The organism is Ruegeria sp. CDSB013, from assembly GCF_059611165.1.
In genome coordinates this window covers 47,364-67,377 of record NZ_JBXWPA010000011.1, presented here as the reverse complement: position 1 = coordinate 67,377, position 20,014 = coordinate 47,364, and the positions used below count along the sequence as shown (strand labels likewise).

General features: G+C 56.6%; 22 protein-coding genes. 7 read left to right on the top strand and 15 right to left on the bottom strand.

The annotated features are described in order from the left end of the window. Window positions 1–36: 36 nt before the first annotated feature. A complete protein-coding gene (locus tag AC2FJF_RS17710; RefSeq protein WP_496726547.1) occupies window positions 37–1,173 on the top strand; it encodes an alkane 1-monooxygenase in 1,137 nt (378 codons plus the stop codon). 84 nt (window positions 1,174–1,257) lie between these two features. Here the strand turns inward: AC2FJF_RS17710 and AC2FJF_RS17705 are convergent, their stop codons facing one another. The 4 genes from AC2FJF_RS17705 to AC2FJF_RS17690 form a co-directional block, all read right to left on the bottom strand. After that, window positions 1,258–2,640: an adenylate/guanylate cyclase domain-containing protein gene (locus AC2FJF_RS17705; protein ID WP_496726545.1), complete on the bottom strand. Its 1,383-nt coding sequence runs from the start codon at window positions 2,638–2,640 to the stop codon at window positions 1,258–1,260. Window positions 2,641–2,784: 144 nt separating this feature from the next. Then, the gene (locus tag AC2FJF_RS17700; protein ID WP_496726544.1) at window positions 2,785–3,888 is read right to left on the bottom strand and encodes a site-specific DNA-methyltransferase; all 1,104 of its coding nucleotides are present in this window, start codon (window positions 3,886–3,888) and stop codon (window positions 2,785–2,787) included. Between the two features lie 92 nt (window positions 3,889–3,980). Continuing rightward, window positions 3,981–4,613 carry a ribonuclease HII gene (rnhB, locus tag AC2FJF_RS17695; protein ID WP_496726543.1) on the bottom strand — a complete coding sequence of 211 codons (633 nt, stop codon included), beginning with the start codon at window positions 4,611–4,613 and terminating at the stop codon, window positions 3,981–3,983. Window positions 4,614–4,724: 111 nt separating this feature from the next. Continuing rightward, the gene (locus AC2FJF_RS17690; protein ID WP_496726542.1) at window positions 4,725–5,198 is read right to left on the bottom strand and encodes a hypothetical protein; all 474 of its coding nucleotides are present in this window, start codon (window positions 5,196–5,198) and stop codon (window positions 4,725–4,727) included. Between the two features lie 177 nt (window positions 5,199–5,375). Between AC2FJF_RS17690 and AC2FJF_RS17685 the strand changes: the two genes are divergently transcribed. The 3 genes from AC2FJF_RS17685 (at window position 5,376) to AC2FJF_RS17675 (ending at window position 8,013) form a co-directional block, all read left to right on the top strand. Next, on the top strand, window positions 5,376–5,660 hold the full coding sequence (locus AC2FJF_RS17685; protein WP_496726541.1) for a hypothetical protein: 285 nt from the start codon (window positions 5,376–5,378) through the stop codon (window positions 5,658–5,660). Continuing rightward, entirely contained in the window at window positions 5,632–6,333 is a 702-nt protein-coding gene (locus AC2FJF_RS17680) for a winged helix-turn-helix domain-containing protein (protein WP_058279725.1), read from the top strand. The genes AC2FJF_RS17685 and AC2FJF_RS17680 overlap by 29 nt, the downstream gene beginning before the upstream one ends. Window positions 6,334–6,441: 108 nt before the next feature. Then, entirely contained in the window at window positions 6,442–8,013 is a 1,572-nt protein-coding gene (locus AC2FJF_RS17675) for a DUF427 domain-containing protein (protein WP_496726540.1), read from the top strand. Window positions 8,014–8,099: 86 nt separating this feature from the next. Here the strand turns inward: AC2FJF_RS17675 and AC2FJF_RS17670 are convergent, their stop codons facing one another. The 6 genes from AC2FJF_RS17670 to AC2FJF_RS17645 form a co-directional block, all read right to left on the bottom strand. After that, window positions 8,100–8,891 carry a DUF1217 domain-containing protein gene (locus AC2FJF_RS17670; protein WP_496726539.1) on the bottom strand — a complete coding sequence of 264 codons (792 nt, stop codon included), beginning with the start codon at window positions 8,889–8,891 and terminating at the stop codon, window positions 8,100–8,102. After that, complete coding sequence (flbT, locus tag AC2FJF_RS17665; protein ID WP_109310643.1) at window positions 8,891–9,289, bottom strand: flagellar biosynthesis repressor FlbT; 399 nt, start codon at window positions 9,287–9,289, stop codon at window positions 8,891–8,893. The genes AC2FJF_RS17670 and flbT overlap by 1 nt, the downstream gene beginning before the upstream one ends. Continuing rightward, on the bottom strand, window positions 9,289–9,663 hold the full coding sequence (gene flaF / locus AC2FJF_RS17660) for a flagellar biosynthesis regulator FlaF (protein WP_496726538.1): 375 nt from the start codon (window positions 9,661–9,663) through the stop codon (window positions 9,289–9,291). The genes flbT and flaF overlap by 1 nt, the downstream gene beginning before the upstream one ends. A gap of 77 nt (window positions 9,664–9,740) precedes the next feature. Further along, window positions 9,741–10,952, bottom strand: a complete 1,212-nt coding sequence (locus AC2FJF_RS17655) for a flagellin N-terminal helical domain-containing protein (RefSeq protein WP_170417286.1) — start codon at window positions 10,950–10,952, stop codon at window positions 9,741–9,743. 211 nt (window positions 10,953–11,163) lie between these two features. Then, window positions 11,164–11,523, bottom strand: coding sequence for a flagellar biosynthesis protein FlgN (locus AC2FJF_RS17650; RefSeq protein WP_496726537.1), 360 nt, complete (start codon window positions 11,521–11,523; stop codon window positions 11,164–11,166). Then, window positions 11,507–11,788, bottom strand: coding sequence for a rod-binding protein (locus AC2FJF_RS17645; protein ID WP_496726536.1), 282 nt, complete (start codon window positions 11,786–11,788; stop codon window positions 11,507–11,509). Before AC2FJF_RS17645 ends, AC2FJF_RS17650 begins: the two co-directional genes overlap by 17 nt. 111 nt (window positions 11,789–11,899) lie before the next feature. Here AC2FJF_RS17645 and AC2FJF_RS17640 point away from each other — a divergent pair, with 111 nt between their 5' ends. From AC2FJF_RS17640 to AC2FJF_RS17630, 3 genes are read left to right on the top strand one after another with little or no spacing between them, the layout of a single operon-like run. Beyond that, window positions 11,900–13,105, top strand: a complete 1,206-nt coding sequence (locus AC2FJF_RS17640) for a flagellar hook-length control protein FliK (protein WP_496726535.1) — start codon at window positions 11,900–11,902, stop codon at window positions 13,103–13,105. Beyond that, entirely contained in the window at window positions 13,102–13,773 is a 672-nt protein-coding gene (locus AC2FJF_RS17635; RefSeq protein ID WP_496726534.1) for a flagellar hook capping FlgD N-terminal domain-containing protein, read from the top strand. The genes AC2FJF_RS17640 and AC2FJF_RS17635 overlap by 4 nt, the downstream gene beginning before the upstream one ends. A gap of 54 nt (window positions 13,774–13,827) precedes the next feature. Continuing rightward, complete coding sequence (locus AC2FJF_RS17630; protein ID WP_496726533.1) at window positions 13,828–14,694, top strand: phosphotransferase; 867 nt, start codon at window positions 13,828–13,830, stop codon at window positions 14,692–14,694. Here the strand turns inward: AC2FJF_RS17630 and AC2FJF_RS17625 are convergent. From AC2FJF_RS17625 to AC2FJF_RS17605, 5 genes are all read right to left on the bottom strand, one after another. Next, window positions 14,691–16,001, bottom strand: a complete 1,311-nt coding sequence (locus AC2FJF_RS17625) for an NAD(P)/FAD-dependent oxidoreductase (RefSeq protein ID WP_496726532.1) — start codon at window positions 15,999–16,001, stop codon at window positions 14,691–14,693. The genes AC2FJF_RS17630 and AC2FJF_RS17625 overlap by 4 nt on opposite strands. Beyond that, complete coding sequence (locus AC2FJF_RS17620; RefSeq protein WP_058272596.1) at window positions 15,998–16,816, bottom strand: ABC transporter permease; 819 nt, start codon at window positions 16,814–16,816, stop codon at window positions 15,998–16,000. Before AC2FJF_RS17620 ends, AC2FJF_RS17625 begins: the two co-directional genes overlap by 4 nt. Further along, complete coding sequence (locus AC2FJF_RS17615; RefSeq protein ID WP_108861206.1) at window positions 16,813–17,703, bottom strand: ABC transporter permease subunit; 891 nt, start codon at window positions 17,701–17,703, stop codon at window positions 16,813–16,815. The genes AC2FJF_RS17620 and AC2FJF_RS17615 overlap by 4 nt, the downstream gene beginning before the upstream one ends. Then, entirely contained in the window at window positions 17,703–18,830 is a 1,128-nt protein-coding gene (locus AC2FJF_RS17610; protein ID WP_496726531.1) for an ABC transporter ATP-binding protein, read from the bottom strand. Before AC2FJF_RS17610 ends, AC2FJF_RS17615 begins: the two co-directional genes overlap by 1 nt. A 69-nt stretch (window positions 18,831–18,899) precedes the next feature. Then, on the bottom strand, window positions 18,900–19,985 hold the full coding sequence (locus tag AC2FJF_RS17605; protein WP_113791802.1) for a polyamine ABC transporter substrate-binding protein: 1,086 nt from the start codon (window positions 19,983–19,985) through the stop codon (window positions 18,900–18,902). Between the last annotated feature and the right edge of the window lie 29 nt (window positions 19,986–20,014).

Here is a 20,014-nt window from a genome sequence, read left to right as displayed (position 1 = left end):
GGGGCTAGTCTGCCCACAGTTTCTCGGAGCGAAGCGATGATCGCATCAGACAGTCTGTCACGCTGGCAAGCGGCATTGCCCTTCTGGGTGTCCTTCCTGCTGATCCCCGTCATCTGGCTTACCGCCGTTGCCGGAGGCTGGTGGGTCTTGCTTGTGCCTCTTTCGACTTGGTGGGCGTTTGCAGTTCTGGATCGGTTAACGGGGCTGAACCTTGAAAATGCCGATCCGGCCACGCCGGACGGCGGTCTCAAATGGTACATTCTGCTGACCAAGGCATGGGCCCCGGTTCAGTTTCTTACGCTGTTTGGGTTGCTCTGGTACGCCACTCATACCGATCACCTGTCTGTTTTTAGCAAGATTGGATTGTTCTTCGGGATGGGTGTGATCTCGGGCACCATCGGGATCAACTACAGCCATGAACTGATGCACCAGAAAGGGCGGTCAGAACGTTGGCTGGGTGATATTCTACTGGCCATGGTGCTGTATTCTCATTTCCGGTCAGAACACCTGCTGGTCCACCACCGCTATGTCGGAACACCACGCGATCCGGTCACTGCGCGTTATAATGAAGGGTTTCACCGCTTCTATCCACGCGTTCTGTGGCAGTGCCTTGCGTCCGCCTTCCACGCAGAACGGGACAAGCTCGCGCGCAAGCAACGTCAATGGACCGACCTCGCGAACCCGTTCTGGCGCTATTGGGCGCTTCAGGCGGGTATGCTGGCGTTGGCTTTCGTGGTCGGGGGATGGTCAGGCGTTGCCCTGTTCCTTCTACAAGCAGGCGTCGCCATATGGCAGCTGGAACTGGTGAACTACGTCGAACACTACGGCCTGACCCGCAAACATCTTGGCGATGGCAAGTATGAGCATGTCCAGCCGCGCCATTCGTGGAACGCCTCGCAAAAAGCGTCGAACTGGCTGCTGATCAACCTGCAGCGTCACTCGGACCATCACTACAAACCCAACCGGCGCTTTCCGCTGCTGCAGCATCATTCGGAAGATGCGGCCCCGCAACTTCCCTTTGGCTATCCGGTTATGACCATCACTGCGATGGTCCCACCGCTTTGGCGGCGCATCATGAACCCCCGCGTTCGGGCCTGGCGGCGTCAATATTATCCCGAAGTCACCGATTGGAAACCGTACAACAGATCTCTCAACCCGTTGCCGCGTTCGTGACCGCAGCGCGCGCCCGCGCGCTGCCCGGCCCAACAGAATGACGCGCATCTCTGATGCGTGTCCGATCGGCGGGAGCTGCCCGTTCTACTGCGCCCAGAGATCCATAGTGCCCTGCACCCCGCGGACTGGCTGGTTTTCATGCTTCACGAAACCTGCTGTCAGGTCGGCGGCGTTATTGCCCTCCTGCATCACCTGCGCCCGGACCGCGTCACTCAGCACCACGCGGACACCAAGGTCGCGCGTCATCGCTTCGAGCTTGGCGGAGACATTCACCGCATCCCCGATAACCGCAAATTCCAGTCGGTTCGCTCCGATATCTCCCAATACCACCGAGCCGTAGTGAACACCGATCCCCACGTGAATCTCGGGCTCGCCCGCGCGCCGCCGTTCAATGTTCCAACGATCGATCACGCCCACCATATCACGGGCACAGGCGACCGCGTTGCTGGCATCCAATGGGGTCGGTACCGGTGTGCCGAAGGTCGCCATCAATCCGTCCCCCAGATATTTGTCCAACGTGCCATGATGGCGAAACACTTCGGTTTCCATTCGGGCGTGAAACCCGCGCAAAACTTCAATGACTTCATAGGGGTCGCGCCCGGCAGCGAATTTGGTAAACCCCACGATGTCGATGAACAAAACGGCGATGTCTTCTTTGCGAACCTGCTTGAGCGGCTCATCATTCTGGCTGAGTTCGTCCACGACGTTCGGAGAGAAATATCGCGACAGGTTTGCACGCTCCCTCTCAAGCCCGGCATTTGTCATCAACAATCGATTGAGCCGCCGCATCGAGATACCAAGCGTAACCGCGACCATCAGGAATACGATCACCTGCTGAATACGCTGAGGGACCATGAAACTGTTGGGGTCCAGCAACTCCGCAACATCCGGATACCCGGCCAATGCCTCGAACATGCGCTCACTGATGCCCGGAATTGGCGTAGCGACCCACCAGGCGATGATCCAGCCTACCGTCCACATCGTCGCCGTCCACGTGCCGATTGCCACGACCGTGCGCCACGAATAGGCCAGAGTTCCCGCGGCCAGAATGATGAAGAAATACTGGAAGTTGTCGAACCGGTATTGCATTGCCAGCGGTCGAACATCATCGCTGAACGGGTTCGGCACGATCATCCCCAAAGTCATGATCAGCAAGTCGACGAAGATCAGCAAAAGCTCGACCCGTGACTGGCCCACGCTGCCAGCCCGCCGGATCAACCAACCATTGGCGCAAATCAATAACAGGATGAAGTGATACCACAGAACGTCCCAATGGGGGTTCAGGTAGATCAACAAAATGCCAGTCAGGCCCATCGCTACCCAGCGGGCGCGGACAGCCAGTTCCAACCCTTCGCGCTTGTGCCGTTCCAGCGCAGCCTCGGTGTACTTGTTGTCCAGATCATATTTGTCTGGCTGTGTCACAAAAAACCGCCCAAATCGGGTTTCGCTGGCTGTGGTATCCGACATTGCCAAGGTTCCTTCCGTGAGCAGCAGGACAAGGAATCTCATATCGGAACTGAATGAAGAATAAAACAAAAGACCCCGCCGAGATCGGCGGGGCAAGGCGTAGTGCCTTGTGTCAGGCCACAGGCACCGGCGGTATTCTTGAAATCAGTTGTGCATCTCGGACCGGATCTGCTGACGCAAAACGTCGATCGGCACCGTTTTGCCATCGCGTTTGAAGCACCAATAGGTCCAGCCATTGCATGAGGGCGCGTTTTCCAGATGCGCCCCGACCTGGTGGATCGAGCCTTTGACGTTGTCGCCCACCAGCGTCCCGTCAGCCCGAACCTTGGCCTTGTGGCGTTGATTCATGGAATAAAGTTCTTCACCCGGGCGCAGCATGCCGCGTTCGACCAGCTGGCCGAAGGGCACACGGGGCTCGGCGCGTTTGCTTGCGCTGACTTCCAGCGCTTCCCGGTCGAATTTGCGGACTTTCGAGATACGCTTCTCGGCAACCTTGCGATAGCTTTCCTCGCGCTCAATCCCGATGAATTCGCGACCCAGCATCTTGGCGACGGCACCAGTGGTACCCGTCCCAAAGAACGGATCCAGAATAACATCGCCCGGGTTGGTCGACCCGATCAGGACACGGTGCAGCAGCGATTCCGGCTTTTGCGTCGGGTGTGCTTTGTCGCCGTTTTCATCCTTAAGACGCTCGTGCCCGGTGCAGATCGGCAGAACCCAGTCGCTGCGCATCTGTACGCCCTCGTTCAGCGCCTTCAGCGCTTCATAATTGAACGTGTACTTAGCACCCTCACGCTTGGAGGCCCAAATCATCGTCTCATGCGCATTGGTAAACCGCTTGCCACGGAAATTCGGCATCGGGTTCGATTTGCGCCAGACAACATCGTTCAGAATCCAGTATCCGGCGTCTTGCAGTGCAGTGCCTACGCGGAAGATGTTGTGGTAGGACCCAATCACCCAAATCGCGCCATTGGGCTTGAGCAGACGATGCGCCGCTTTCAGCCATTCGCGGGTGAACTGGTCATAAACACCAAAGCTTGAAAACTGATCCCAGTGATCGTCAACCGCATCAACCTGGCTGTTATCGGGGCGATGCAGCTGGCCTTTGAGTTGAAGATTATACGGCGGATCCGCGAAAATCAGGTCAACCGACTCCGCAGGCAGACTGTTCATCACATCGATGCAGTCGCCAGATAGAATCGTGTTTAAAGGGAGCGTTTTCACGCCCTTTTTGGTGGTTGTTGTCATTTTACTGCCTCAAGTATCCACGGCGCTTTTGCGCTCATTTGGTTGAGACAAGGATGAGTCAAAGTCGATTCGCCGTCAATTTCTTTTTTGAATCAGCGGCTTACGATTTGCTCTTGATACAAGATATTGTGTACCGGCTTGAATGAACGCCTATGATGTGGGGTCACACCAAGATTTTGCAGCGCTTCCTTGTGTTGTTTTGACGGATAGCCTGCATTCTTCTCCCACCCATAGCCGGGATGCTGTTGCGCCAAATCCACCATCAGTTGATCGCGCCAGTTTTTGGCAATGATAGAAGCCGCCGCAATCGACACGGAATGCGCATCCCCTTTGACCACCGCCTGCGCCGGGATCGTCAAACCCAGCGGGATCATGTTTCCGTCAATCAGCAGATAGTCCGGCGGAGGATCAAGGGCCGCAACCGCTCGTTCCATCGCCAGATGCGAGGCACGCAAGATGTTGTGTTCGTCAATCTCGGCAACCGAAGCATCGGCAATGGCGAATTCCGCGCGGTCGCGAACCGCGATATCCAAAACAGCCCGTCGTTTCGCCGTCAGTTTCTTGGAATCGTTCAGCCCCTCGGGAATATCTTCGGGGTTCAGGATCACTGCCGCGGCAACCACAGGCCCGGCCAATGGTCCCCGGCCCACCTCATCCACACCGGCAATGCGCAGATATCCTTGCGCCACTGCCGCCTGTTCAATCGAATAATCTGGCGTTGTCATACCAACCGAAAACCGCGTTTCGCGCCCCACCGCAAGACAAAAAAGAGAGGGCGGCTTGCGCCACCCTCTCCTGCGCGGCGCTTCTGTGGCGCCGCTCCTGCTCGAAAGTGATTACTTGTAAACGACGCGGTATCCCTTCTGGCGCAGGCATGCGGGTTCATATGCCCGCTTCACCTTATTGCCGTTCCAGAATCCGACCTTGCACTCTTGCGGCAGGCTATTGGCATGTTTGTAGTGCTTCTTGAGGCACTTCGGCGCCAGAAGCGGATGATTGTTCGAATACGTATTGAATGTGCGCAGACATTGCTGCGGCAGATCATACCGCGCCACATGCTGCGGCAGGGGGCGTACCGGGTAGCTAGGCTGCGCTACATAAGGTTGGGGTGTGTAGGTCTGTTGACGCGTTGTTCTGGTCCGGTTCTTGCGTTTTTCTTGGTTATAGTAGTGGACCCCTGCCCCGATGATCGCAATAGCGGCAAGCCCGCCAAGGATGTCCTTGGCATCCGCAGCCCGCGCCTGCGAGGCTGAGACGCCGGTGATGGCAATGGCAGTGGCAACGATAAGAGCGATGAACTTCCGGTGCATGATGCGTGTCCTTCCTGGTGTTTCGGGGCGATCCGACACGGACCGCAAACGTGATGCCCCAACACTGGGTCCGCCCCCTTCAGACAAGCAATAACGGGTGATTGTTATCCGATATCACGCCCCTCAAACCCCTTAGGTTATTGAATATCGTGCAAACCCATGCGCAGGATGCAGCCTATGAAACCGATCCTCTCTTCTCTGGCCGTTGCGGCCCTGATATCGCTAGGTACCGCCGCGTCGGCAGAGTGCTATGCGGACTACAAGGCCAAGCAGGACAACCCCCTGCGGCTGCATTATGGCGTGATGCAGGTTTCGGCCTGTGACAAAGGCCAGGCCCAACAAGAAGTCGCGCAACGCCTTAGCGCGTCGGGCTGGACCTTGTTGAACGTCATGTCTGTCTTTGGGCCGGAAGGATTGGATAAAAGGAAGGCCAATGCCGGACAATTCTATCTCCGTTACTGAGGCCAGGCGGTCAGGCACACGATTGGTCGGCGCAGGTATAGCGGCAATCGTCCTGATCCTGATAACCGCCGCCGTCTTCCTGTTCTGGACCCTGCCAGACGCCAACGCCTTCAACGCGCGAGTGGAGCGGTTGTTTGTCGAAAGCGACCTGACGTCGCAGACGGAAATCCGGCTGCTTGAGATTCTGGCCCAGTCCGGCACCGCCTTTGCCGATACCCTGTCCAGCTATCGGATGGTGATTTTCGTATTGCTGGTCTTTGCCAGCGCCATGCTTGTGACGGCGCTGGTCTTTTTGGTGATGCTGGTGATGCTGAACCGCCGGATGGCGCAGATCGAGCGCACGGGTATTCAGGTCACGTCGCTGCTGATCAGTCGCGAGGAAAACACCGTATATCTGAATAATATGGACTTCAAACTGACCCCAGCTGCGATGGAGACCCTGTCGGTCCTTGCCGAATCCCGACTGGATGACGAGGTCCTGTCCGGCGTTCAGATCGAAGCAGTGATTTCGGGCAAAAGCGCCGCCGACTGTGACGAAGCTGCCGGCGCCACGCGGATCAAAAGACTGCGTGATGCCCTGGGCAATCAGATGGTCAGCGAGTTGCTGGTCAAGAACATCGCCAAGAAAGGCTATATGCTGTCCATCGAAAAGGACGTGATCCAGATGGTCTGATCCGACGGGGTTTCGCAGCTATCGAACAATAAAAATGCCGAGACCGCCCCTTGGAAATTCCCTTCACAAGGCCCATCCTATAGTGACCCCGGGCCAGGGAGGATGATGATGAACGTCCACGCCACAGCAAGACCAAAGGGCTATGGGATCTCGGTCGAACGGTTAAGCGGTAAAATTGCGATTTACCGGGACCAGGACCTTTTAGCCGAAAGCAGCAACGCCAAGGTCATGTATGAAACGCGGCTGCCGCCGACGATCTACATCCCGCGCGAGGACGTGCTGGTGGATCTCAGCGACGAGACCGAACTGCAAACCTTTTGCCCCTTCAAGGGCACTGCGACCTATCACGACGTCATCCTTGATGGTGAACGACTGGCCAATTCCGTTTGGGCCTATGAGGAGGCCCTGCCAGAAAGCGCCGCCATTCAAGGGCATATCGGATTTTTGCCCAACGCGTATACCCGGATAGATTTGGGCGATAACCAGCTCCGGGAACCCGAAGACGGCAATATCAGTGGTCCTTTGATCGATTGGCTGATGCGTGGGGCGTCTGCGAATGACACGCCTGAGGCATTCACCAAAGCGCTGGCCGAGAAAATGCTGGAGCATGGGATCGCCATCCAGCGCCTGAGCATCCTGACATGGTCCCTGCATCCGCTGATAGCGGGCAAGCACTACATCTGGGAAAAGGGTGAGGCCGAGATTTCGACCAATGTTCCGACCTACGAAATCCACGACCACCCGGCTTATATCAACAGCCCATTACGTCATGTGTCGAACGGGCTGGGCGGCGTGCGACAGCGGCTGAACGCGGAAAATCCCCACAATAGCTTTCCAATAATGGAGGACCTGCGTGAAAAAGGGGCGACCGACTATGTCGCCATGCCGTTGCCGTTCTCGGATGGACGTACCAACGTTCTGACCCTGACCTGCGATCACCCGGACGGTTTCACGACGGAAAACCTTGGGCTGGTGTTCGAATGCTCGCTGGTCATCGCCCGGTTTTATGAGGTTTTCATGCAGCGCGAGAACGCTCAGGTCCTGCTTGAAACCTATGTTGGCAAACGCTCGGGCGCGCGCGTCTTAGGGGGTGAGATCCGGCGCGGTGACGGGGATGAAATTGATGCCGCCATTATGTTCTGTGATCTGCGCAATTCGACCAGCTTGGAAGAGAAACTGGGGCGCGCCGACTACATAAATCTACTAAACGACTTTTTTGAAACCGTTTCTGGCATTGTGCATGAAAACGGCGGCGAAGTCCTGAAGTTCATCGGTGACGCGGTCCTTGCCGTGTTTCCAGCGGGTGAGGATTCAAAAAACGCCCGCGAGAACGCGCAGCGAAGCGCCATCAACATCGTAGAAAAGTTGGGAGAGTTGCGCCAGTCAGGTTCCGACAACCATTGTGATTGCTCAATCGGGGTTGCCTACGGGCGCGTGACCTACGGCAATGTCGGTTCACGTGAACGGCTGGACTTTACCGTGATCGGACAAGCCGCGAATATCGCTGCGCGTCTGGGTGAATATGGAAAAACCAAAAACCACAGGATTGTGGTGTCTGCCGATATTGTGCCCGCCTGCGCCAATGCGCTGCCTCTTGGCGACGTCAAGCTGCATAACGTTTCGCAACCGGTCGAGTCTTATGCTCTCAGAACGTCCGCAGATGCCGTTCTGAACGCTTAAGATACAAAAAGCGCGCAGTTCAAATCAATCAGGGCCACCCGACAATGCTTCTGGTGGTCGTCGCGCGTCCGAAGCACTTTTTTGCCTTAGACACCAAGCAGGATTAGCGCAGTCTGCGCCGGGGAAATCGCGCTTTCAAGCTGGGCGATTTTACTACGGGCAAGGAATTGATCTGTCAGCCGCTCTATTGCGGCCTTATCCTCGAATTGGGCCAGATCATCGGACCCGGTCAGCCCTGACAACCTGTCTTTGAACACTTCCAGTTGCTTGTCGATATTCAACTGGCCAAAGCTGGACGGTAACCCCAGAGCATTTTCCATCATCCGCCGCAGCGGAGGCAAGCTCATCAAATCAAACCACTTGGTATCTTTGCTGCCTTCCTTTTGAGCCAGCTCCCCCAGAGCATGCTGCGCATACAAAGCGATCCGCATCGTTTCATCTGATTCACCCACAGCAATTTCAAATCGCGACACGACACTGTCACGTGCAATCTCTTCCATGTTGGTGATCAGCCCGGTTTTTCGCACCTCGCCCGGCCCAAACCCAAACGCCTCGGAAAACTGCCGGTACCTTTTGTCGGACAGACGATTGGACAACGCATCCTGCGCCTTGGTCCCGTCGGACAGGATCTTCTGGATGAAATAGCGATTGTCCAAGTCGGATTCCAACCCAAAGGCGCCAAGTGCAACTTGCAACAGCCGGCGATCGGACACCAATTCCTCTGCTGTCTGGACCTTTTTGATCTTCTCCAAAAAGTACTCACTGTCCCTTTTGTTGACAGGGGACGAAGAAAAACTGTCGATCTGCGCGTCATATGTCCGCTGCAGGAATCGCCAGCCGACAATGCCGCTTGAAGGTATGACCGGCTGGAACGTCATTACTGGTAGGCCATCAGGCGCTCTTCGCGGGGCAGCAGCGCGCGCAAGGCTTTAAGGCATTTGTAAAACTGCTGATCCAGAAGCGCTTGCGTTGCCTCGGACAGAACCCGGCGACTGTCGGCGTCGGTGAAGACCTGGCTCAGCTCTTCGACGCGCCGCAACAATTGTTGGCGTGCCTGATCGGGTTCCATATCTCCAGACAGCACCAGCTGAGCAGCATAGCAGACACGTCGAACCGGAGTGTTCACCTGGTCCGGGTGGATCGCATCCCGCAGGCGCAGTACGTTCGCCTCAGGCGTCATGATCGAAAACCGACTGCGGCGATCACCATTTTCCACGACCACACCATTGATCAAAACCCGTTCTTTCGGCGCCAATTTCAAAACCAACCCTGCCATCAGGTAGCCCCCATTTGGCGAAGACCGCGCAGAACCGCCATGTTGATCTCCAACAATGGCTCAACCGAGGCTTTGTTCCCCAATACCTGGCTGCTGTGTTGTTCGGTGAATTCAGCCAGATAGAATATCCGCGCACGCAGATCATTTGGCAGCGCATTGTCAGAGTCCGTGACGCCACTGGCCAGAACGGTCCACAGTCGCCGGTTTTCGTGCAAAGCCTGCACAAACGCGCCGAAATCTGATTTTTGGCGGGCCGCGGCGGCCTTGAGCCTGCGCGTGATTTTCGAAATCGCTTCGTATTCCGTATCGCGCGGGGTGCGCGTTGGCGCGGCGGTCTGTGCATATGCTCGTTGTGCGAGGGCTTGCGGGGTCACTTAATATCCTTCCGGTAATCTGCCACTTGGCGGTCAGTATCGGGGCGCGTTGCCGCGCCCCGACCATGTTCCTTAACTTAGCGGAACAGTGACAGAATCGACTGCGGTGCCTGATTTGCGATCGACAGCGACTGGGTTGCCAGCTGTTGCTGAACCTGAAGCGCCTGCAGACGTGCCGAGGTTTCTTCCATATCCGCATCGACCAATGACCCGATTCCGGATTTGAACGAATCCGCCAGGTTCGAAATGAACTCCTTCTGCGTTTCGATCCGACCTTGCGAAGAACCAAAAGCCGCCGATGCATCGATCGATGTGTCAATCAGCGTCTCGATTGTGGCCAACGCGGCCGTAGCACCTGCACCGGTTGAAACATCAATGCCCGTCAATGCGCCAAGACCGCCTGAACCCGCGTTCACATACTGAGCCGAGAACGAAATGTCCGTGCCGGTGGCATTGGCAACGGACAAGGTGCCCGCGGTGCCCGAGTCATAATCAACAGTCAGACCCGTGATACCAAGTTCATCAATTTTCGCCTTCAAACCCACTGCAACGATATCACCGGTCGTAGAGGCCGCAGCATCCGTTGCAGAAACCGTGTAGGATACGACCTGATCGTCGATCGCCAACACAACCTTGTCACCTGCAGCAAACGCACCACTGGATTCATCCGTTACCAGCGCAGTTGCCGAAGTTGTGCCGTTGTCAATCGTCGCACCAACGCGGTCGTTGCCGGTGGAAGACCCGGTCGAACCGTCAAACACCTGAGCCGCCGTGTACCCGCCGGTAGAAAGGTCCTGACCCGCAACAGTGATAGACGACGCGGTCACGTTGCCAGAGTTGTCCCGGTCAAGAGACGCCAGGATCGAAGCGGAACCCGCCGAGCCGTTAACCAGGTTGAGGCCGTTGAATTGCGCGGCGTTAACAACCGAGTTTATCTGGCCCTTTAACGCGGTGACATCGTCGTTGATCTTGTCGCGATCTACGTTGTCTTCCTGTGCTGCAACGATCTTGCTTTTCATCTGAGACAGCAGATCGGTGACCGTTTCGGACGCGTTACGCGCAACCGCTACGGTGGACTCACCCAGTGCCAAGCTGTCTTTGATCGCGTTGAAGCCTTTGACATCCGATTCCATGACCTTAGAAATCGCCCAGACGGCCGAGTTGTCTTTCGCAGTCGCAACGTCCTTACCGGTGGAGATCGCGTTCCGCGTTGCCCCAAGATCCTTGTTGACCGACTTGAGAGTTTGCAGCGCAACCATGGCGCCATTGTTTGTCAGAATGCTGGACATTAGCTTTCTTCCTTTTCCGTTCGGGCCCTTTTCGCCCATGCTCATCCCGCCACTGGTGCGGGCTTTGACGTCTTTCTGATCGGTGCGATCCGCCGTCGGGCTGTTCGCGCCACCTGATTTGTCCAGGTGCCCGAACACCTTTGACGTCGATCCCCTAACGGAGTGCTAAAGCGCGGAATTCAGAAACCTCGGATTTGAATTAAACCCGTATCTATGCCCGTTTTTCCAGCTTGGCTTGATGGCGGACGGCGAATTCGCTGCGCTGCCCGTCCGCACCATAGGTGCTGAATTCCTGCCGCACGCGCCGTAACTCGGCCATGCGGTTGGCCACCGCGCGAATCCCTTCGGCGGCGCTGTTTAGTAACGCCTGATTCCGCTCGACCTTTCTTTGCAGGCGGATCAGCTCATCACTATCAAGGACATCAAGATCATTGAGTGCCCCAATCAGCTTTTCCTTTTCCGGAGCCGTATGATGCAGACAATCCAGATCGCCCTGCACCAGCGCGTTTCGCTCAAGCTCAAGAACGTCTTCGAGTGATTTTACTAGGTCGGTTTCAGACGTCTTTGGCATCGGTTTTCTCCATCATGGATTGGAACAGGGTTTCGGACAGGCCAACGCCACCGGATCTGGCCAGCGCACGGGCCTGATGCTGAACAAGAAATGAGGCAAACTGATCTTCGCCCGCACCGCCGCCAAAGGATTGGCGCGCTTTGCCCAGCCCGGCCGATTTCAACATCTCACTCAGAAACGAAGCCTCTAGTTCTATCGCCGCCTCCCGCAATTTCTGGGAATAGGCGGGGGGTTGAGATGGGGAGAGAGGCGGGGAAACCTTCATTGCTTTCTCCAAAAATTGCATCGAACTTTTTCGATCAAAAGCGAAAGCAGTTAAAATAAACGTAACTTCCTGCAGGCAGGTTTCCGGTCACACAACCGGAGTCGGAGCATAATGCCCAACCCTCTTTCAGTGATGTCATCCTCGCCAACCGCAACCGCCAAACCCCACGGAATCAATCCCGAGCAGGGGGATGAAAGTGGCGCTACGTTTGAGGCCGTGCTCAATCAACACAAAGGTGAGAACAAAGAAGAAGCAGCCGCTCTTACAGGCGCAGAACCGGACGTGGACGTTGAAACGGACGAGGCTGTCTTGCTTGAAGATGCAGAAGTGCCCGCTGATCTCAACCAGAGTGAGCGGACACCCCTTCTGGACACGCGTCTTGAAGTGGGCACAAAACGCGATCCCTCCGAAACACCCGTGTCAGCTGCGTTAACCGACCCGCGCAGTCCGAAAGTGCCTGAAACCGAGCAAACCGGCCTATCCAACAAGGTCGATAGACTGGATGCAGGCATCAATGATTCGCGCATAGTCACCCCGGATTTTCGGCACAGCGCGGCTTTGAGCCCTGCGTCACAACCAATTGCTGCGCGGGGAAAGGTGGACCTTGCGGCTTTTGCGTTGCAACCTGTGGGCGTATCCCGAAAAGAGACCGCAGACCGGACCGTTCATCCAGAGCGGCACCGGCATGAAACGCAACATCCGCCGCAAAGCAATCTTGCACCTCAACAAACGACCAACCCGGATCGCGCACCAAGCATCGCTCAATTGCAGATGTTCGCGCCGGAAAAAACCCGTGCTCAGACTGACGCGCCAGCATTTCACGAGGTCGAAGACGTTCACGCCCTCAGGGCAGATTCGCCCGTTTCGGCGGGGCGGGATCCGGTAACTTTTACACAAGCCATGGCACAGACTGCCCGGGCCGAGACAGCGCGCGCCGTCGCCGGGCAAATGGCTGCCGTCATCACCACACAGCCGAAATCCGGTTCCGTTGAAATCGCGCTGAACCCCGAAGAACTGGGGCGGGTGTCCATCATGTTGAACGGCCGCGATGACGGATTGCATCTGACAATTTCCGCCGAGCGCCCGGAAACCCTCGAGATGATGCGCCGTCATTTGGCGGTGTTGGAGGAAGAGTTCAAAAATTTTGGCTTAGGCGATCTGTCATTTGACCTCGGGACATCCGGAGACGCCGAACAGAATCAGGCCGGCCACCAGGAAGGATCGCCTGCTGAGACCGCGCAACTCACCGATTCCTCTTCAAACGCGCCACCCATTCCCAAAACCGGCCCCGTTGGCCGCATCGACATGAGGTTGTGAAATTGATTACCCCGACCCAATCCAACGCCCAACCGTCAGCCACAGTTCAAACCCAAGACGCGTCAAAGCAAACAGGTCTGGCATCGGACTTTGAGACATTCCTGACAATGCTGACCGTACAGGCCCAGAATCAGGACCCGTTGAAACCGTTGGATGCCTCGGAATATGCATCGCAACTGGCGCAATTCTCGATGGTCGAACAACAGGTTCAGACAAATGATTTGTTGGCGACACTTGGACAGGCGCTGGGTGGCGCAAATCTGGACAAACTCGGCAAATGGATCGGGATGGACGTGCGAGCGCCCGCGGCTTTCCAATATGAGGGCGAGCCTTTGACGCTGTTTGCCACACCCGCACCAGATGCTGACAAGGCGGTCATAGTCATCCGCGACAGTGACGGAGCCGTTGTCGATCGTGTGGCTGTTTCCACGACCGACGATAGAACGGTTTGGACTGGTCAGGGAAGCGATGGGCAGCCTCTGGCGGCGGGGAGTTACTCGGCCACACTGGAAAGTTATGATGGCGACGAGCTGTTATCGACACAGCTGGCAGAGACCTATGGCGAAGTTGTCGAAGCTCAGGTTACGGACAATCAGGTTATGCTGACCCTCGAAAGCGGGAAGGTTGTCGCTGCTACGACGGTAACCGGGGTCAGAGCCGGAACTTGATCTGCCGGGCAAGACAGTTCAAACCTTGGCAGATTCGACTCGCTAACTGCATTGGTGAAACTCCTGCCTGCCCCAACCCGCCCCCCTTCTGATCTGGTCGACGATCTGCGCGCCCGTGACTTTGTTCAGCCCGGCGCAGAGTTTCAAACGTTGTATGGCGGGCGAACAAATCAGGTCTGGAAAGTACTGGGTGGCAGCGGTGACAAGGTTCTGAAGCTGTATCGCGCAACACCGCGCAATCCGCTGTTTCGCAACGACCCGGAACTCGAAGCGCTATGCTTACGCACCCTTGAGCCAACCGGATTTGTTCCTCGCCTGCGTGCGACAGGAACACATGATACAGGCCATTGGGTGTTCTACGATCACGCTCCCGGATCACCGTGGCAAGAAAGGCCTGAGAGTGTCGCTGGTTTGCTGAGTGAACTACACAGGCTTGATGTTTCGGTCCAAGCGCCGGATGGCTGCAATGGCAGTCGGGACCTGGCTGAACATGCCGAGCGTATTCTAAGCGTCTGCACCTCTGATACACGAGCACGGCTCGCGCAGCTGCGCCCCAAAGGCCATGTGCCCGCGACCGCACACACATGCCTGATCCATGGCGATACCGTGGCCGGAAACATCCTTGTCGCGGCGACCGGCATAACCCTGATCGACTGGCAGTGCCCGGCTTGGGGCGATCCGTGCGAGGACATTGCGATGTTCCTGTCCCCAGCCATGCAACGGCTTTACCGCGGCGCACCCCTGAGCGTGACCGAGGAAGAGCGGTTTCTGGCAGCATATGGTCACGATGAAACTGTCGCGCGATACCGGGATTTGCGCCCGTGGTTTGCATGGCGCATGGCTGCCTACTGTTTGTGGCGCATCGAAAACGGGGCTGCAGATTATGCCCAAACGCTCGAACTGGAAGTCGCCGCGCTTTAGAGCGATAACCGATCCGCGATTGCCATCGCAGCATAGGCGGGCGGCATCAAGGCGCGCCGCCAGAACCCAAGAGGAAACCGTCCCGGCGGCTGTGCAATCGGCGCGGGCAACTCGGTCTGTTTATCCAAAACCAGGCGGGCAAGGGCGCGCCCGCAATACGTCCCCATGGCAACGCCGTTCCCGTGATAAGCAAAGGCGGCAAACATTCCGGGTTGATCGGGAACCGGCCCGACATAAGGCGTCAGCTTGCGCGACAGGCACACCATTCCGGACCACATATGGGTCACATCCACATCTTTCCATTCTGGAAACATGGCCTGAAAGTCCCGACGCATTGTCCGGCGAATGGCGGCCTCGGCCCGAGGGGACGACTGTAACCCTCCGCGCATGCCGAACAGGAACCTCCGATCAGGCATCAGGCGGAAATAGTGCAGCAGGTTTCGGGTGTCATAACACATCTGCTCCGAAGTCCACCCCTGCGCTTGCAACTCAGCGTCTGACAATGGCCGGGTCACCAGAACCGTGGATTGCGCGGGCATGTATCGTCCCGACAACCAGGGCGGCATATCCTCGCTGGAGTATCCGTTCGTACAAATCAGAACATTCGTGGCGCGGATTTGACCTGATCCGGATTCAATATCGAACCCGGCCTGAGCTTTCCTGATGGTTTCAACTGGCGATTTCTGGAAAAGCTGTACGCCCCGCGCCTGGGCCGCACCTGCCAAGCCAAACAGGTACTTTCGAGGGTTAAGAGCGAAACCAACCGGATTTGTATAGGCACCATGAAAGGAACCGCCCAGACCCAGGTGCTGCAGGTCATCAGAACCGTGCAAGACACCTGATGCTTCTGCGTTACGACGTAGCTTTTCCATCGCCCGCACCGAATGGGCCAGTTGGGTTTCCCCTTTCGAATGGGTATCGGCGTCGATCTGATGCTGTTCCAGCAAATCTGCGACAAGCTGAACAGCATCTTCTTCCGCTTGTTCGTAGGACTGCGCAGCCTCAGCGCCAAACCCACGGACCAAAGACCCATGGCTTAGCTTGGACCCTCCGAGACAGCAAAATCCGCCATTCCGGCCCGAGGCACCCCACCCCGGGGTTGCGGCCTCAAGAACCGCAACTTTCACACCTGCCTCGGCCAGATGCAGGGCTGCCGAAAGCCCCGTGAAACCGCCGCCGACGATTGCGACGTCAACGTTCAGATCACCTTTATGGGTCGGCCAATCAGGTGCCGAAATTGTCTGATCCCACCAGCAGTTCTGACGGGGTCCAGGCCCATAGGTGTAGTCCGGAAAAAGACGCTTCATTCGGTGCGCGCAGCGGCAAGTTCATCCTGCTTTTGCCGAACCATTGCGCGTTTCGTCACCAGCGAGGCGGTGATAACGCCAACCGTGACGACTGCAATCATGATGGTAGACAGCGCGTTGATCTCGGGGCTGACGCCCAGACGCACCGCCGAGAATATCTTGATCGGCAGCGTTGTCGCCGACGGGCCCGAGGTAAAGGACGCGATAACCAGATCGTCCAGCGATAGGGTAAAAGCCAGCAGCCAGCCTGAAATCACCGCGGGCGCAATGATCGGCAGTGTCACAAGACGGAACGCCTGCGCTGGCGAACATCCCAGATCCAAAGCGGCCTCTTCCAGCGATTTGTCAAAGGTCACAAGACGCGAGGACACGACGACCGACACAAAGCACATCGAAAAGGTTGTGTGGGCCAGAACGATGGTCAGAATGCCCCTGTCCAGCCCAATGCCGATAAACAGCAGCAGCAACGACAGGCCGGTGATCACTTCGGGCATTACCAGAGGCGCGTAAATCATTCCGGAAAACAGTGTCCTGCCAAAAAACCGCCCGCCTCGGACCAGAACATATGCGGCAGCGGTGCCAAGAACCGTGGCCAATGTGGATGAGAACACCGCAACCCGTATTGTCACCCAGGCCGCGTTCAGAAATGCCTCATTCTGGGCAAGCTCACCGTACCATTTGGTCGAGAACCCTGCCCATACTGTGACCAGCTTGCTTTCGTTAAAGCTGAAGATGATCAGGATGACCATCGGGATATAGAGGAACGCAAAGCCCAGTGTCAGAGACACCGCGTTGAACCAACTCAGCCTGTTCATTGCTCGGCCTCCGTCTGTTTCTGCTGGTTGCGCTGGAACAGCACAATCGGGATCACGAGGATAAGCAACAACACAACGGCAACGGCACTGGCCACCGGCCAATCGCGGTTTGAGAAGAACTCTTCCCACAGCACCTTGCCGATCATTAGCGTGCTGGACCCGCCTAACAGCGACGGGATCACGAATTCACCGATCACCGGGATCATCACCAGAAAACAGCCGGCAATGATGCCGGGGCGCGACAGCGGTATAGTCACCAGCCAGAACGCCTTCAGACGGGAACAGCCCAGATCTTCGGCTGCTTCGATCAGGGATTCATCCATGCGCTCCAACGACGAATAAATCGGCAGGATCATGAAGGGCAAATAGGTGTAGACGATACCGATGTAGACGGCAGTGTTGGTGTTCAAAATGGTCAGCGGGGTCGAAATGATACCCAGCCACAACAGAATCTGGTTCAGATAGCCTTCATTGCTGAGAATTCCCATCCACGCGTAAACGCGGATCAGGAACGAAGTCCAGAACGGCAGGATCACCAGCATCATCAGCGTCGGGCGCCATTCGGCTGGCGCACGAGCCATTCCATAGGCAATCGGATAACCCACCAGCAACGTCAGAACCGTCGAGATCAGAGCGATCTTGACGCTGGACAGGTAGGCTTTCCAGTAAAGGTCATCTTCGGTCAGCCAGACGAAGTTTTCGAAATCCAACTGGCTGAAAAAGTCGGTTATCCCGGACCAACCCTGCGACAGATCCAGTGTCGGCGTATATGGCGGGATCGCCAGTTCGACATCCGACAGCGAAATCTTCAGAACGATGAAAAACGGTATCAGAAACAGGGCCAGCAGCCAGACGTAAGGAACAGCGATCAGAAGGGCGCGGCGCATCAGTTTGCCAACAAAACCGCAGCCGTTGCCGTCCACGACAGCCAGACCGGGTCTTCCCATGTAAACGAACGGCGCGAGATTCGGCGCGTGTTGGCCGATTGCGCCCTGATGATCGTGCCATTTGGCAGTTCCACGTAATAGGTGGACAAATTGCCCAGATAGGCAATGTCAAGCACCTTACCCTGTACCGCGTTGATGGCATCCGCCGGGCGGTCGGCCGAGATCGTCACCTTTTCGGGGCGGATCGCAAGATGGCAGCTTTGCCCGTTCGAGAATTCTGTCGACGAGGTTGCGGTCAGCGGCGATTGCCCCTCGGCCCAGTCGATTTGGTAGGCTTCATCGCCGTTCGCAGTCGCCCGGCCTTCGATGATATTCACATCCCCGATAAAGTCAGCGACATAGACTGAGTTGGGGTTTTCATAGATCCTGTCCGGCGTCGATACCTGCATTAGCTTGCCCTGATCCATCACGGCGACGCGGCTGGCAACAGTCATCGCCTCTTCCTGATCGTGGGTCACGATCACAAAGGTGGTGCCGGTCTTTTCCTGAATGTCCATCAGTTCGAACTGAGTGTCCTGCCGCAGTTTTTTGTCCAGCGCACCCAAGGGTTCGTCCAGCAACAGCAGTTTTGGCGCTTTTGCCAGTGACCGTGCCAGCGCGACCCTCTGCCGTTGGCCACCAGAAATCTGGTGCGGTTTACGGCGGGCGAATTGCTCAAGCCGGGTCAGGCGCAACATCTCTTCCACGCGGTCTTCAAGATCCCGCTTGGGCATGTTGTCCCGGCGCAAACCGAAGGCAATGTTCTCCCAGATGCTGAGGTGAGGAAACAGCGCGTAGGACTGGAACATCATGTTCACAGCCCGTTTGTTTGGCGGGATCGGGTCGATGTCCTGCCCGCCCAGCATGATGTGCCCTTCGGTAGGTTTTTCAAACCCTGCCAGCATCCTCATCATGGTCGTTTTGCCGCAACCGGATGGACCGAGCAAAGCAAAGAATTCCTGTTCGAAGATGTCCAGTGACAGGTTGTCGATCGCCGTGAATCCGCCAAAACGCTTGGTCACATTCTGGAATTGGATCAATGGTTTCGCCTGTGGATCTTCCCACGGCGCAAAGACGTTTGTGTTCAAGGCGGCCCCCGTTCGACGGTCTGATTGAAAGGGCAAGGCGGTCGGGCCGCCTTGCTCAAATACTTCGGTTCAGGTGCCCGATTTGATTTTGGTCCACAGACGGGTCACGCTCCGCTGTGTTTTGACCGGATAAGGTGTCGTGATGTACAGATTCTGCATCGTGGCATCACTCGGATAGATTGCCTGATCACCAATCACGTCTTCCTCAAGGAATTCCTGAGAAGCCTTGTTGCCATTGGCATAGTACACATAGTTCGATGCGGCAGCCATGTTGTTGGCGTCCAGAATGAAGTTCAAGAACTGGTGTGCGCCTTCCGGGTTCGGAGCATCTGCCGGGATGGCCATCTGGTCGAACCACATTAGCGAACCTTCAGCGAATGGGTGGTATTCAATTTCCACGCCATTTTCGGCCTCGGCCGCGCGATCCCGCGCTTGCAGGATGTCACCTGACCAACCGACAGCTACGCAGATATCGCCATTTGCCAGCGCGTTGATGTATTCCGAGCTGTGGAATTTCTGGATATGCGGGCGAACGCCAGCCAGGACTTCTTCGGCTTTACCGATCACATCGGTGTCATGGCTGTCCGGATCTTCACCGATATACTGCAGCACCATCGGAATAATCTCGGCCGGAGCGTCCAGGAAATGGACGCCGCACGAGGCCAGCTTTTCCATATTCTCTGGTTTCAGAACCAAGTCCATGCTGTTCAGAGCAACGTCATCGCCCAGCACTTCCTTAACCTTACCAACGTTAACGCCGAGGCCGGTCGTCCCCCACATGTAGTTGATCGAATAGGCGTTGTTCGGGTCATAGCCTGCGGTACGTTCCTGAATCACGTCCCATAGGTTTCCTGAATTCGAAAGCTTTGCTTCGTCCAGTTCCTGAAAAGCGCCAGCCTGAATCTGACGCTGTAGAAACGTGCCCGACGGCACAACCACGTCATAGCCTGATCCACCGGCCAGCATCTTGGTTTCCAGAACCTCGTTGCTGTCAAACACGTCGTAGATCAGGGTCAGCCCTGTCTCTTCTTCGAATTTTTTCAGCAGATCCTCGTCGATATAGTCGGACCAGTTGTAGACGCGCACCTCTTCGGCAAAAGCCGCCGAAGTCCCCAGCGCGACAATCGCTGTCATCGTCAGCGTTTTGATTGACATATTTCTCTCCCTGCAAGTGTACGGGTATT

Bases quoted from the DNA above. Each gene is read 5' to 3' on its own strand.
- AC2FJF_RS17620 (WP_058272596.1), bottom strand. From the start codon at position 16,816: ATGAACAGGCTGAGTTGGTTCAACGCGGTGTCTCTGACACTGGGCTTT.
- AC2FJF_RS17670 (WP_496726539.1), bottom strand. From the start codon at position 8,891: ATGACGTTCCAGCCGGTCATACCTTCAAGCGGCATTGTCGGCTGGCGA.
- AC2FJF_RS17615 (WP_108861206.1), bottom strand. From the start codon at position 17,703: ATGCGCCGCGCCCTTCTGATCGCTGTTCCTTACGTCTGGCTGCTGGCC.
- AC2FJF_RS17690 (WP_496726542.1), bottom strand. From the start codon at position 5,198: ATGCACCGGAAGTTCATCGCTCTTATCGTTGCCACTGCCATTGCCATC.
- AC2FJF_RS17655 (WP_170417286.1), bottom strand. From the start codon at position 10,952: ATGTCCAGCATTCTGACAAACAATGGCGCCATGGTTGCGCTGCAAACT.
- AC2FJF_RS17710 (WP_496726547.1), top strand. From the start codon at position 37: ATGATCGCATCAGACAGTCTGTCACGCTGGCAAGCGGCATTGCCCTTC.
- AC2FJF_RS17705 (WP_496726545.1), bottom strand. From the start codon at position 2,640: ATGTCGGATACCACAGCCAGCGAAACCCGATTTGGGCGGTTTTTTGTG.
- AC2FJF_RS17700 (WP_496726544.1), bottom strand. From the start codon at position 3,888: ATGACAACAACCACCAAAAAGGGCGTGAAAACGCTCCCTTTAAACACG.
- AC2FJF_RS17605 (WP_113791802.1), bottom strand. From the start codon at position 19,985: ATGTCAATCAAAACGCTGACGATGACAGCGATTGTCGCGCTGGGGACT.
- flbT (WP_109310643.1), bottom strand. From the start codon at position 9,289: ATGGCAGGGTTGGTTTTGAAATTGGCGCCGAAAGAACGGGTTTTGATC.
- AC2FJF_RS17680 (WP_058279725.1), top strand. From the start codon at position 5,632: ATGCCGGACAATTCTATCTCCGTTACTGAGGCCAGGCGGTCAGGCACA.
- AC2FJF_RS17625 (WP_496726532.1), bottom strand. From the start codon at position 16,001: ATGAAGCGTCTTTTTCCGGACTACACCTATGGGCCTGGACCCCGTCAG.
- AC2FJF_RS17640 (WP_496726535.1), top strand. From the start codon at position 11,900: ATGCCCAACCCTCTTTCAGTGATGTCATCCTCGCCAACCGCAACCGCC.
- rnhB (WP_496726543.1), bottom strand. From the start codon at position 4,613: ATGACAACGCCAGATTATTCGATTGAACAGGCGGCAGTGGCGCAAGGA.
- AC2FJF_RS17675 (WP_496726540.1), top strand. From the start codon at position 6,442: ATGAACGTCCACGCCACAGCAAGACCAAAGGGCTATGGGATCTCGGTC.
- AC2FJF_RS17645 (WP_496726536.1), bottom strand. From the start codon at position 11,788: ATGAAGGTTTCCCCGCCTCTCTCCCCATCTCAACCCCCCGCCTATTCC.
- AC2FJF_RS17685 (WP_496726541.1), top strand. From the start codon at position 5,376: ATGAAACCGATCCTCTCTTCTCTGGCCGTTGCGGCCCTGATATCGCTA.
- AC2FJF_RS17650 (WP_496726537.1), bottom strand. From the start codon at position 11,523: ATGCCAAAGACGTCTGAAACCGACCTAGTAAAATCACTCGAAGACGTT.